Raw genomic sequence first — 12,032 nt, 5'->3', positions numbered from 1 at the left:
GCTCTACCAGGCGATCTCGAGCATCGAGGTGTTGAGCCCGGAGCCCACTCCCATGAGCAGCAACCGGTCGCCGCGTCGCAGTGAAGCGGCCTCCTGCGCCAGAGTGATCGGGATGGAGGCCGGCCCCATGTTGCCGAGCGTCGGGTACGTGAGCGGGATGCGCGAGCGATCCAGCTTCACAGCTTTCACGATCGCGTCCGTGTGCACGTTGGAGACCTGATGCAGAATGTAGCGGTCCATCTGGGTCCAGTTCCAGCTCTTGCGGGCTTCTCGCCAGGCTGCGGTCACGAGATCCATACCGCCCTTCAAGAGCGCTTTCGCGTCCGTGAACATGCCGTCGACGCTGCCGACGCACAGAGCATTGAATTGCGTGGCCGCGCGGGTGACGCCGCCGAGCATCCGATGGCCCTCCGGGTGCAGATCGCTGCGTCCGATCACGGCGGCCGCAGCTCCCGACCCGAGCGTGAGGCTCGCGAACTCGCTCATGAACTCGGCGCGACCGATGCCCGTGCGCTTCAGGCGCTCGATCGTGTTGACCTGCACCTGATCGGCATCCTCGCCGTCGACCACCACCGCGTAATCGATCTGCCCCGAGTCGACCATGCCGGCCGCCAGTGTCATCCCGTTCACGAACCCGAGGCAGGCGTTCGTGATGTCGAAGTTGATCGCCGACGACGGCAGACCGAGCCCGTGGTGGATGCGCACGGCGACCGACGGCTCGAGATGCGGACGCGTGATCGACGTATTGATGAGAAGGCCGACCTGGTCCGGCCGCACGCCGGCCTCGGCCAGCGCACGACGCCCGGCGTCGACGGCGGCCGAGTCGAACGTCGCGCCTTCTTCCCAGTTGCGGCGCTCGCGAACGCCGGCGACACGCTCGAGCAGCCCGGTTGGTAACTTCAGTCGCTCGAGCACCGGCAACAGGTGCCGCTCGATCTCCTGGGACGTGGTGATGCGATTAGCCAGCGTGGCCGCGACCGAGAGCAACGAAACGTTGCTGTGCCGGGTGGTCGCGTTCCCGGGGAGATGGGCCATTTCAACACCATAGTTCTGAAAACCGGGTGTAAGCGGGGGGTTGCCAGCAGAGGCCCGCTGTGTTGCCAATATCGGCCATTGCTGCTGCGGAAGACGCGGTGACTCATCTGAGACATCTGTCCCGACGCATCACAAAGCGGAGGGCGTGGGATTCGAACCCTATCCGGGGTCCTGACGGGTGCGGACTTGACCGCGGTAATCCGCTAAAGAATCAACGATCTTGAGTCCTGTTCGATCCGCTCCGATTGTCCCGGGCGTCCGGGAGCGCGATGATCGGCACCGGGTGGATTGGTCCAGAGCTCAGGCGAGGGAGCTTTCAACAGGAACGAAGATGCGCATCACCGACGGCCCGCGGTTCGCCCAGAGGGCGTAGGGAATGGCGACGAGGTCGACTTCGGTTCCGTCACTCGGCGGCACATCCTCTCGTCGCTTCCAGCCTGCACCTGCCCAGCCGGCATCACGACGAGCTCGTCCACGGATGGAGAGGGTCACATTCTGCGTCCCCAAGAGGTCCTCGCGGAACTCTTCGCGGATCTCCGCGTCGTACAGGAGTTCGACGTGGTTGAGGTCGACGGTCTCGGGCTGATCCACGCTCTCGAACGCGTAAACCACAGGGCCGCGTTCGATCGCAACCGCGCCACGCACCGCATCCACAGACGGGTGCGCGACCGTGAATCGCGGAACAATGGGCAGATTCAGCGTGATGACGTCACCCGGCATCCAGATGCGCCGCACTCTCGCATAGCCCCGCTTGTCGACGGAGAACCCGACGGGGCTGCCATTGACGGCAAGCGTCGCGCCATCGACCCAGTCGGGGACGCGGAACTCGACAGCCCATTCCTTACCGGTCGTCGCAGCAACGGTGACCGCGACGGTGCCACTCAGAGGATAGAGGGTCTCCACCTCGAGCCGCACTCGTGCGCCCGAGACATCGGTCTCGATGGTCGCCGGCAGGTACTGGTGCAATTGGATAGAGTCTGCGGTGCGCGTCGTGAGATAGGCAGAGAGCGAAGCGACCGTTCGCATGATGTTCGGCGGGCAGCAGGCGCACTCGAACCAAGCGGGTCGGGTGCCGGGCGCGTCGGTGCGATTTGGTCGGCCTTCCGTCGGTGCTGCATCAAGGGCGGTCCTTCGCTGTGCCGGGTTGTTGTAGAAGAATCCAACGCGGCTTGTCGCGGTGGAGGCGGCGAGCAGGTTGTAGAGAGCGCGCTCGATCGCATCAGCGAAACGGGACTCGCCGGTGGCCAGAAGCAGGCGCCAGCTGACCATGATGTTTCCGATCGTCGCGCAGGTCTCGCCGTAGACGAGATCCGGTGGAAGCTCGTGTGCATCGCCGAATGCTTCGCCCACGAACCGGGAGCCCACGGCGCCTGTCAGATAGGTCTTCGTGGCCGTCATTGACTCCCATTGCCGAATTGCGGCATCGAGAAGGCTCTTCTCGCCTGTCTCGATCGCGACGTCTACCATGCCCGCGAGCAGGTAGATCGCACGAACTGCGTGGCCGACGACGGTCGTCTGCTCGCGGACGGGCGTCGCGTCCTGATAGTACGCACTGTCCCAGAGTTCTGCCGGATGCAGCGCACGGTGGCCGCGTCGGTCGACCAGCTGCGCAGCGACGTCGAGGTAGTCGCGGTTTCCGGTCTCGCGGTACAACTCGACCAGCGCCATCTCGATCTCTTCGTGCCCGTCTGTGTCGCTGCGTCGCCCGCCCCCGAAGTCGGCGACGACCACGTCGGCCGCTTTCGAGGCAACGTCGAATAGCTCTGTTCGTCCTGTGGAGCGTTTGTGGGCTATTCCAGCCTGGATCAGGTGCCCGATGCAGTACAACTCATGACTGTTCACCAGATTGTCCCAGCGAATGTCGAGGCCGGCCTGCACGAACGAATTGAGATAGCCGTCAGCCAGCTGAGCGGACTTGAGGATCTGTGTCATCTCCGCGATGAGTGATGTGAGTTCCTCTGAGTCCTCGCGGCCGAGATCCCACGCGACCGCCTCGATCGCCTTGTACAGGTCGGAGTCGGTGAACCACGGGCCACGGCGCGCCGGCACTCCGTCGGCCGCAGGGTCGAGTCGGCGAAGGTTGTCGACCGTGCCATCCGCCTCCAACCAGTTGAACGCGTGCGGGGTCGTGATCGTCCGATTGTCACGTTGCCATTCCGCCCAAGTTCCGGAGCGGATCGTGACCGCGTCGAGCCCGAGGGGGTGGCAGGCGAGGCGATGCACCGCGAGAGGCACGACGGGTCCGACAGGCCGGTCGGTGATCACGGACGGAGCCCCACGATCGTGGGCGGCATGGTTCACTCCCAGGCTACTTTCCGGAGCCCACGGCGATTCCTGCCACCACGTACCTCTGGAGCGCAAGGAACACGATGAAGAGCGGGATCACTCCGAGGACGAGGGTCGGAAGGAGCTCGGCGGTGCTGAACGAGTGGGTTCCGATCGTGGCGTAGACGGCGAGGGTGACCGTCTGTTTGTCGTTCGACGAGAGGAGGATCAGGGGAAGGATCAGGTCGTTCCAGACCTGGAGAACGATGAAGATCGCGAGTGTCGCCGTGGCCGGTCTCAGTAGGGGGAAAACCACCTTGAGGTAGGTCCGGATGATGCCACATCCGTCGACCGCGGCAGCCTCTTCGAGCTCGGGTGGGACGGTTCGGAGAAAGCCCGCGTAGAAGAACACGGCGAACGGCATTGTCAGCGCGGTGTAGGCGAGGATGACCCCGAGGTAGCTGTCGAGGAGGTGCAGTTGTTGCATGATCTGGTAGAGCGGGGTGATGACGACGAAGACCGGAATCGTGAGTCCCGCGACGAAGATCTGATAGGCGGTCCGAGTCCATTTCCGGGTGTAGCGGACCATCCCCCAGGCGGCCAATGACGCGGTGAAGATGGTGAGCACTGCCGTGCCGCCAGTGATGATCAGGGTGTTCATCACACTCTGCGGGTAGTTCATGTTGATGAACGCGTCGACATAGTTCTGCCAGTGCGGGTTCAGCGGAAAGGCGAACGGGTTCGCCTGGGCATCGCCGCTGCTCTTGAGTGAGACGACCACCATGATGTAGATCGGTAGGAGGGTCAGCAGGGTGAATGCCACCAGCAGGACGGAGCCGAAGACGGTCGAGATTCTGCGTCGCGCGCGCCTGACACGAACGCGTCGCGCAGGAACGACCTGAAGCCGGCGTTCTGAGATCTGTGTCGTAGCCATCAGATGTTGACCTCCCGCCGCCGGAGCAGTGTTGCTTGCGTCACGCCCACGATGACCGTCAAAAGAAGGAGCGCGACGGCCAGCGTCGTGCCATATGCGAATTGGAAGCTCGAGAAGCTCGCCTGGTAGATCGAAAGGCTCAGAGTCTGGGTGGCATTGTCTGGGCCACCCTGGGTCATGATGAACGGTAGATCGAAGACGCGTAACGATCCGATGACCGACAAGGTGATGTTGATCGTGAGCGATGGCGCCAGGAGCGCCCAGTCCACGTTCCAGAATCGTTTCCAGCCGCGCGCACCGTCGAGCTGCGCCGCCTCCATCAGGCTCGGGTCGATGGCGAGATAGTTCGCGAGGAAGATGGTTGCCGAATATCCCGTGTACATCCAGATGTAGACGAAAGCGATCGACATGAGTGCCGTGTTCGGATCACCCAGCCATACCTGCTCGAGCGCGTGCAGGCCGAGCGCATCCATCACCAGATCGAGCGGTCCTCCCAGCGGGGAGTAGATGAACGACCAAAGGTAGCCGACGGCGACGAATGCCATCATCGACGGCAGCAGAAGGCCCGCCCTGACGAAATTGCGCACAACGCGCAGTTTGAAGAGCCAGTACGCGATGAACAGTGCGACCGAGTTCTGCACGACGACGACCACGATCGTGTAGACGAACGTGTTGATAAGCGCACGCGAGATGGTCGGGTCCTTGAACATCTGGATGTAGTTGGCCAGCCCGACGAAGTTGCCTCCGGCCGGACCCACGGCGTCGGTGAAGCTCAGCTGGACGCCTCGGATGAGCGGATACAGTACGAAGGCGGCGAACAGCAAGGCGGCGGGAAGGATGAGCAGCGCGGCGCTACGTCCTCTGATGAGCACGATGACTCTTTTCCGTTGGTGCCGATGGGGCGTCAGCGCGAGTGCATGACGCCCCATCGGGGCTGATTACTTAGTCTTCGGAATCGTCTGGTCGAGCTTGGAGAGCAGGCTCGAGTTCGACTGGGTCGGGTCGTTGAACAGCGAGGTACCGACATCCCAGAACTTGGCCTCAGAGTTCGGGAACTGGATGAACTCGATAGGCGACGGTGTCGTGCGCTTGTCGTTGAACGCTTCGACGAACGAGGTCGCCTTCGGCATCGTCGGGCTGGGAACGTTCGACAGCGTCGAGAAGGAGTTCTCGGCCGCGAGGTACGCGCCGTCATTCGCCGGCTCGGTCATGAACGCGACGTACTCCTCGGCCGCCTTCTTGTTCTGCGAAGCTGCGTTGACGCCCCACCCGGACCCGACGAAGGTGAAGCTCTTCGGCTTGGTGCCCGCGTCGCCACCGGGGACGGGGTTCAGTGAGAAGTCGAACTTCGCCTGCTTCTGGATGGTGCTCAGTTCCCAGGCTCCCATGATCGTGTACGCCCACTTGCCGTCGATGAACTGGCTGTTGCCGACGTTGAACGGTTCGATGCCGTTCATGAGCTTGCCGTCGACGGAGCCATCAGTCAGGAGTTCCTTGATGCGGTCGAAAACCGGACCATAGGACGGGTTCCAGGTCGAGTCGCCCTTGTCATAGTTGGGGCCCCAATTGTTGTCGACGAGACTTGCCGCCAGGGTCATGGTCAGCTGCTCGCTGGTCCACCCGGTCTGGTTCGCGAGGAGCAGACCCGGCTGCCCGGCTGCCTTGAGCTTCTTGAGCGAGTCGATGAACTCGGGCCAGGTCTGCGGGACCTGGTCGACGCCCGCCTTCTTCAGGAGGTCCAGGTTCGCGTAGAGGCCGATCGGGATGTTCTGCTGAGTGAACGCATACGTCTTGCCGTTGACCTGACCGAACGGTGCGACGTTGGGAAGGATGTTGCCGACCCAAGGTTGGCTGCTGAGGTCTTCGAGGTAGCCCTGCTTGACCCATTGCTGAACGCGGGTCGGGTTCGTCATGAGCACGTCGGCTGCAGTGCCGGATGCCAGACGTGTGTTGTTGTACTGGTCGTACTCGGTGTTGGAGATGTATTTGTAGTTGAGCTTGATGTCCGGGTACTTCTTCTCGAAAGCCTTGTTCAGCTGTGCGAGGTCAGCGGGTTCCGAGCTGGAGCCTTCGAAACCGACCACCGTGAGAGTACCGCTGCCCGAGCTGCTGTTCCCGGATGCGCTGCATCCGGCGAGAACGAGACTCGTGGCAGCGACGGCCGCCGCTGCGGCGACCAATTTTCTGAACTTCATTTCACTCCTTTGTGCGTTGGGCTGCGGAAACCATAGGTTATGTGTTTTCCGCTGGGGTTTTGCCTAGTCGCTAGGCGCCGTCGAGCGGGGGTGCGGGACGGATGATCCGAACTCAATTGCAGCCGGACGATTTTGGATGGCCCGGATTCGAGCCAGGTCGAACTTGGGTTTCCGATCGAAGGTGAAGATTCCGTTCTTCTCCTGGAAGACGTCGGTCAGCTGGGTGAAGCAGTAACCGAACATTCCGGGGTCCGAGACCAGCACGGAGAAGAGGCCGTCGGCCCGCTCGTACCACTCCTCGATCGTCCGCGGCGCGTCGCCGTAACCCCACGATTCGGTGCCAGGGCCGTCGGTGGTCGACCACCAGATTCCGCCGAATTCGCTGCAGAAGTAGGGCTGTCCCCGATAGGGCACAGACCATGCCCTCCCATCTGGGGCAGCGTTGACGTACGGATGTCCCTCCGCGAGGCCACCCATCTGCCGGGCGAACGTGGCAGGGTCTTGCTCGTAGTTGTGGGAGTCGTAGACATCTGCGCCGTCAACGCGGTGCGAATACCCCGATGCGTCGATGACGGGTCGGTGCTCGTCGATGGCTTTGGTCACTCGGTACATACCGCGTGTGACATCGTCCAGATCGGTGATCTCGTCGGTGATTACTTCGAAGGTCTCATTCAAGGGGCACCAGCCGACCACGGCCGGGTGGGAGTAGTCCCTCTCGAGGACTTCTACCCATTGGGTGATGAATGAGGCGGTCGGCGTCTGCTTTCCGGAAACGCGGGCTCCCCAGTCAGCGAATTCGCCCCATACGAGATAGCCGAGTCGATCGGCATGGTAGAGGTATCGCTCCTCGAAGACCTTTTGATGCAGCCTCGCACCGTTAAACCCGGCTTCCTGCGCGATTTCGATGTCCCGGATCAAATCAGCCTCAGTGGGAGCTGTCATGAGGCCGTCCGGATACCAGCCTTGATCGAGGACCAGCCTTTGAAAAAGCGGTTCTCCATTGAGGAGGATGCGCTTGCCGTCGATCGCGATCGACCGGAGGCCGCCGTAACTTGAAACGCGATCCACGACACGGCCGTTAGAGCGCAGCACAAAGTCGATGTCGTAGAGGTGAGGGCTCTCCGGTGACCAGCTCCGACGGCGGTCGGCCGGGATTTGCAGGGTGAGATCTGCCCCCGAGCCCGGCTCGGGTCGGATCGTCCTGCGAACGATTTCGTCTCCCCCATCGCTGACCACGATCTCGAGTTCGGCGCCATGAACCGAACCCACGAGCGGGGCCTCGACGCGGAAGGTTCCTTCCTGCACGTTCGGCGTGATCCGGGGCCTCGAAAGATGGGTCGCATCCACGGGCTCAAGCCACACCGTCTGCCAGATTCCGGTCGTTCGCGTGTAGTAGGCCTCGTAGTTTTCGAAACGATCCGACTGTTTTCCGCGAGCTTGGGGAACGTCGTGACCATCTTTAGCGCGGACGAGGATCACCGTCGGACCATTTCCGGTGATGGCGTCCGTGATGTCGAACTCGAACGGCGTGAAGCCACCCCGATGCCTACCCACCTCCACACCGTTGACCCAGACAGTCGTGTCGTAATCGCACGCCTGGAAGTGGAGGAGGACGCGCTTTCCGGCCCACGCAGCCGGGATGTCCACAGCTCGGCGATACCAAACCACCTCAAGGAAGTCCTGGATCCCGATCCCGGAGAGTGCCGACTCCGGCGCGAACGGCACCATGATCGTGGAATCGAGCATCCGAGCGGCGAACTGGTCCCGGTCGCGCAGGCCGTGGCGATCGATTTCGAACTCCCACTCGCCGTTGAGGCAAAGCCAGTCTGCTCTCGCGAACTGGGGGCGCGGGTACTCGGACCGCGGCAGCCAGGGCGTGTCGGACTTCGCCCCGGCGTTTGAATTTGCCGTTTGCCTCGATGCAATCTCCATGATGCAGGAGCCTATAGGTAGGATTGCATCAATGCAAGTCATCGTTTCGTCGACCAGCCAAAGCCGGGGAAGCGCGGAGTAAGGGGATACTTTGGCCACTCGCCGCGAAGTCGCAGAAGCCGCGAACGTGTCCGTTCGCACCGTGTCCAACGTTGTCAATGGGTTCCCCAGCATCGCACCCGAGACCCGCGCCCGTGTGTTGCGCACAATCGAGGAGATGGACTATCGGCCGAGCCAGATCGCGCGCATCCTCAAACGCGGTCGATCGGGACTTGTCGCGCTGGTGCTTCCGGAACTTGACACGCCATATTTTGCGGAGCTGACCCGGGCTTTCGTGGAGTTCGGAGGCGAGCACGGCTTCACGGTCATCATCGACCAGACCGATGGTGATCCTCAGCGAGAGCTGGAGCTCATCAATCAATCCGACCACGGAACGCTATTTGATGGCGTCATTGTCAGCCCGCTCGGACTCGCAGCGAAAGATGCGGACGCTATATCGCCAGAGCGGCCGGTAGTTTTCCTCGGTGAGGAGACACACCCGGGTTTCGACCAGGTGCGAATCGACAACTTTGCTGCTGCTCGAGACGCGACCGCCCACCTTCTCGCCTCCGGACGGCGAAGGGTGGCTGCGCTCGGCGCGCAGCGGCCCTTGGTTCGATCCAGCAGCATCCGTCTAGCTGGCTATCGGCAGGCCCTCGCGGACGCAGGGGTCGAATTCGATCCGGACCTCATCGGCTACGTCGACGAATTCCGCCGGCCTGACGGGGCCGTCGCGATGGCCAGACTCCTCGACGGGCCTGTCGCACCAGACGCCGTCTTCTGCTTCGCCGACCCCCTTGCACTGGGCGCGATGCGGACACTCCACGAACGCGGGCTGCGCATTCCCGAAGACGTTGCCCTCATTGGATTCGACGACATCGAGGACGGTCATTTCAGCTACCCGACACTCTCGAGCATCAGCCCAGACAAATCGTTCATCGCCTCAAGGTCCCTTGAACTCTTGTCGGCGCACATAAACGGCACGGCGGGCGAGCCTGCGGAATACCTCGCGCCGCACCGGCTCATCATTCGTGAGAGTTCCTCGTAGAGGCAGCCACCAGAACGGCCAAGCTCAGTTACGGTCGCGCAACGCGCGATTGTACTGATTTCCGCGCTTTTGGCTCGCGCAAGCTCTGTTCGAATCGTGCTCAAATACTTCTCAATGTGCGGGGTGATCGTGCTATCGAAATTCGCGAAATTGCGCCGATCTCCAGGGGTTTGGCGGCGTCCTTAATCCCATAGGATGCACGTCGCGATGAGCAAGCCCTGACGATTCCTCATCCGTCACCGGAAGCGAAACCATGGTGGATCAATCGAAGTCGTCCAGAGGAAGCTGATTGGGATCCCGCTCGCGTGAAGCACGTACCGGGTCGATCACAGATCGGAGTTTGGCCCTTGAGGGAAACGCTTTGCCGCGACCGTAGGTAACACTCGGTCCTCGGCTCGCTTCCGAGCTCTTGACCAGGATCTCCCGATCGACCAGGTCGGCGAGTACCCGTGAAGCTCCGATGGTGTCGAGATCCAGAAGAATTCGGACCATCCGTGCGTTGATCGTCCCCGTCTCGTTGACAAGCTCAATGATTTTACGATCGAGCTGGTCGGTCGTGCGCCGGCGGTACGTTACCGCGGGTCCCAACGCCGCGAGCGCCTCTTCACGCAGCCGATATTTTGGGCGGGCGCGTCGTGCGGTTTCACGAGTCGGCTCGAGGAGACGCGCGTCATCACCGCTGAGCCGTGCCAGCACCGATTGGGATTCCTCGACAGCCGCTTTCTGAAGCAGCGGAGTGAGTTCCTCAGCGCTAATCGTTTTGGTGGTGAGGAGAGTGAGGAGAATGACCATCGTGTCCGCGTCAGCCGCTTCCTCTGGCGGCAACGTCGACACATATCTGGCTAGCGAAGTGTTAGGCGCTCCCCCGAGCAGCGTCACCTCGACCTTCGTGGGGTCAGCTATGTAGCGAGGGGGTTCGTGACCGACGCGTGCCATCTCGGCATACATACGGTCGACGCCGGAACCTGCTGTTTCAGCGAGTCCAAGCATGCGCATGGCACTGGCAAGATTCGTGTTGCGTGTCCGCGACGATGTGGTGAGCACATTTTCAACACTCACACCGGGTACGAAGCCACCAGGCGACGTAACGCGCATCTGTGTAACGGTGTGCTCGACGGATGTCCGTTCGGCACTGAAGTATTCGCGATGCATCAGTCCATTTACTACAGCTTCGCGGACAGCCGGTTCGGGGAGGTCAGCGATGTGCAGTTGTTGCCCCTTGCCGATCGATACTGGCGTAGTTTCCAGCCGCGCCTCGATTAGATCGAAGACGCGTTGTATTGCAACCACGAGTGGTCCAGTGAGGTGCTCGTTTGACGTCAGTTGTCCGGTGGGAGTACGCCGGTGCGTGTACGCGATGAGGGTCGCCCTTTCGTAAGCGCGAGTGAATAGGAGCGCCCCAGCGTTGGTAAGTGCTTGATCCTCCAAGACCACCCCCACCGCACGAAGCAAATCGATATCGCTCGCTTCAGAGAGACGTCGCTTGCTCGCGTCGTTCGAGCGGACCAGCATTTCCCGGGCAACCTGCATTGCGACCGGATCCGCGTCGGAGGCCTGCATATTACTGCGCTGGACGCTCCAATCTCGGCCGGTCTTCTGAGCTGTGACTGCAGCGATGCGGTCGGTTGTCATCGGCATACAGTGCTGATCGATGCGTTCGGTAGGGATCTTGCCATTGGCACTGTGCACCTGCGTGCTATTGGGTACGGTAAGGACGAGAACGCGACTCGGGTGAGAAGTTCGGAGCTCAGCTTCTACCAGCAGGGGCGGGTTGGTCAGCTCATAAATACGCAGCCTGGTCCTCTCCGAGTCAAGGGCAGTTCCGACGAATGCCTCGGCACCGGACATCCGATCGTCGACGCCGACGATGACGGTTCCCCCTGACGCGTTAGCCATACAGGACGCCGCATCGGCGAGGTTGCCGAGATCATCGTTGCGTGATCTGCCGTCGGTTTTGAACTCGATCTCGAGCGTCTCGGCATCGTTTGCGTTGAAGTTGCCCTCGGCGATTGTTACCAGTACGGCATCGACAGGATCCATTTAAGGCTTCCCCTCCGTCTACTTGTCATTGTCAATCACAACGCGCGCCGTCACCCAACCGCAAAGGTTTTTCAATAGTTTTGCGCCACCCTACACAGTGAAGGCTGCAGCAAAACTACCGCAAAACTGTCCCAATCTCGACAGCGTCGCGTGAAGGTCGAAACCGGGATCAAGCAACCTGCAATGCGACAGTTTCAATTCGGACCCAGTTGAACCTGAGACGTGACCTTGTCCCGTCTAGGCTTCAACCTTGACCGAATAGAACGCGAATGTGCGCAAAGTTCGTGCGGACAATGGATTGAAACTGCACCTGATCAGCATTTTCATAAGCGGAGGGCGTGGGATTCGAACCCACGAGACATTTCTGCCCACCAGTTTTCAAGACTGGCTCCATCGGCCGCTCGGACAGCCCTCCCGTGCCGGTACGAACCGGCTCCGCCGAGTCTACCGAACGACACCGGCTCGCCGAGCACAGGAAAAGTCAGTGAATCCGCCCGATCGGATGAGGTGCTTTTCCCTGTGCTCGGCGAAGGTACGCAACGAC

Annotated in this window: 8 protein-coding genes and 1 tRNA gene; 1 reads left to right on the top strand and 8 read right to left on the bottom strand. The window is 61.6% G+C overall.

The annotated features are described in order from the left end of the window. Window positions 1-3: 3 nt before the first annotated feature. The 6 genes from ACPPVQ_RS01685 to ACPPVQ_RS01660 form a co-directional block, all read right to left on the bottom strand. Window positions 4-1,035 (bottom strand): 3-oxoacyl-ACP synthase III, encoded by a 1,032-nt coding sequence (locus ACPPVQ_RS01685; protein WP_426517979.1) that lies wholly within the window; start codon window positions 1,033-1,035, stop codon window positions 4-6. Window positions 1,036-1,335: 300 nt separating this feature from the next. Continuing rightward, complete coding sequence (locus ACPPVQ_RS01680; protein WP_426517977.1) at window positions 1,336-3,336, bottom strand: glycoside hydrolase family 127 protein; 2,001 nt, start codon at window positions 3,334-3,336, stop codon at window positions 1,336-1,338. 7 nt (window positions 3,337-3,343) lie between these two features. Continuing rightward, complete coding sequence (locus ACPPVQ_RS01675) at window positions 3,344-4,234, bottom strand: carbohydrate ABC transporter permease (protein WP_426517975.1); 891 nt, start codon at window positions 4,232-4,234, stop codon at window positions 3,344-3,346. Beyond that, a complete protein-coding gene (locus ACPPVQ_RS01670; protein ID WP_426517973.1) occupies window positions 4,234-5,106 on the bottom strand; it encodes a carbohydrate ABC transporter permease in 873 nt (290 codons plus the stop codon). The genes ACPPVQ_RS01675 and ACPPVQ_RS01670 overlap by 1 nt, the downstream gene beginning before the upstream one ends. Window positions 5,107-5,172: 66 nt before the next feature. Then, window positions 5,173-6,429 carry an ABC transporter substrate-binding protein gene (locus tag ACPPVQ_RS01665; protein WP_426517971.1) on the bottom strand — a complete coding sequence of 419 codons (1,257 nt, stop codon included), beginning with the start codon at window positions 6,427-6,429 and terminating at the stop codon, window positions 5,173-5,175. 63 nt (window positions 6,430-6,492) lie between these two features. Next, window positions 6,493-8,460 carry a glycoside hydrolase family 2 protein gene (locus tag ACPPVQ_RS01660; protein ID WP_426517969.1) on the bottom strand — a complete coding sequence of 656 codons (1,968 nt, stop codon included), beginning with the start codon at window positions 8,458-8,460 and terminating at the stop codon, window positions 6,493-6,495. Here ACPPVQ_RS01660 and ACPPVQ_RS01655 point away from each other — a divergent pair. Beyond that, window positions 8,453-9,448, top strand: a complete 996-nt coding sequence (locus tag ACPPVQ_RS01655) for a LacI family DNA-binding transcriptional regulator (protein WP_426517967.1) — start codon at window positions 8,453-8,455, stop codon at window positions 9,446-9,448. The genes ACPPVQ_RS01660 and ACPPVQ_RS01655 overlap by 8 nt on opposite strands. Before the next feature lie 261 nt (window positions 9,449-9,709). Here ACPPVQ_RS01655 and ACPPVQ_RS01650 read toward each other — a convergent pair whose 3' ends face one another. Both ACPPVQ_RS01650 and ACPPVQ_RS01645 read right to left on the bottom strand, forming a co-directional pair. After that, window positions 9,710-11,488: an ATP-binding protein gene (locus ACPPVQ_RS01650; protein WP_426517965.1), complete on the bottom strand. Its 1,779-nt coding sequence runs from the start codon at window positions 11,486-11,488 to the stop codon at window positions 9,710-9,712. 330 nt (window positions 11,489-11,818) lie between these two features. Continuing rightward, a tRNA-Ser gene (locus ACPPVQ_RS01645) sits at window positions 11,819-11,903 on the bottom strand. Window positions 11,904-12,032 lie beyond the last annotated feature (129 nt).

Source organism: Leifsonia sp. McL0618 (genome assembly GCF_049994905.1).
In the GTDB taxonomy this organism is placed as follows: domain Bacteria; phylum Actinomycetota; class Actinomycetes; order Actinomycetales; family Microbacteriaceae; genus Diaminobutyricibacter.
The sequence above is the reverse complement of the archived record's forward strand: the minus strand, read 5'-3'. Positions and strand labels throughout refer to the sequence as shown.

Coding starts and splice junctions, on each gene's coding strand:
- ACPPVQ_RS01685 (WP_426517979.1), bottom strand. CDS start 1,035: ATGGCCCATCTCCCCGGGAACGCGACCACCCGGCACAGCAACGTTTCG.
- ACPPVQ_RS01675 (WP_426517975.1), bottom strand. CDS start 4,234: ATGGCTACGACACAGATCTCAGAACGCCGGCTTCAGGTCGTTCCTGCG.
- ACPPVQ_RS01665 (WP_426517971.1), bottom strand. CDS start 6,429: ATGAAGTTCAGAAAATTGGTCGCCGCAGCGGCGGCCGTCGCTGCCACG.
- ACPPVQ_RS01650 (WP_426517965.1), bottom strand. CDS start 11,488: ATGGATCCTGTCGATGCCGTACTGGTAACAATCGCCGAGGGCAACTTC.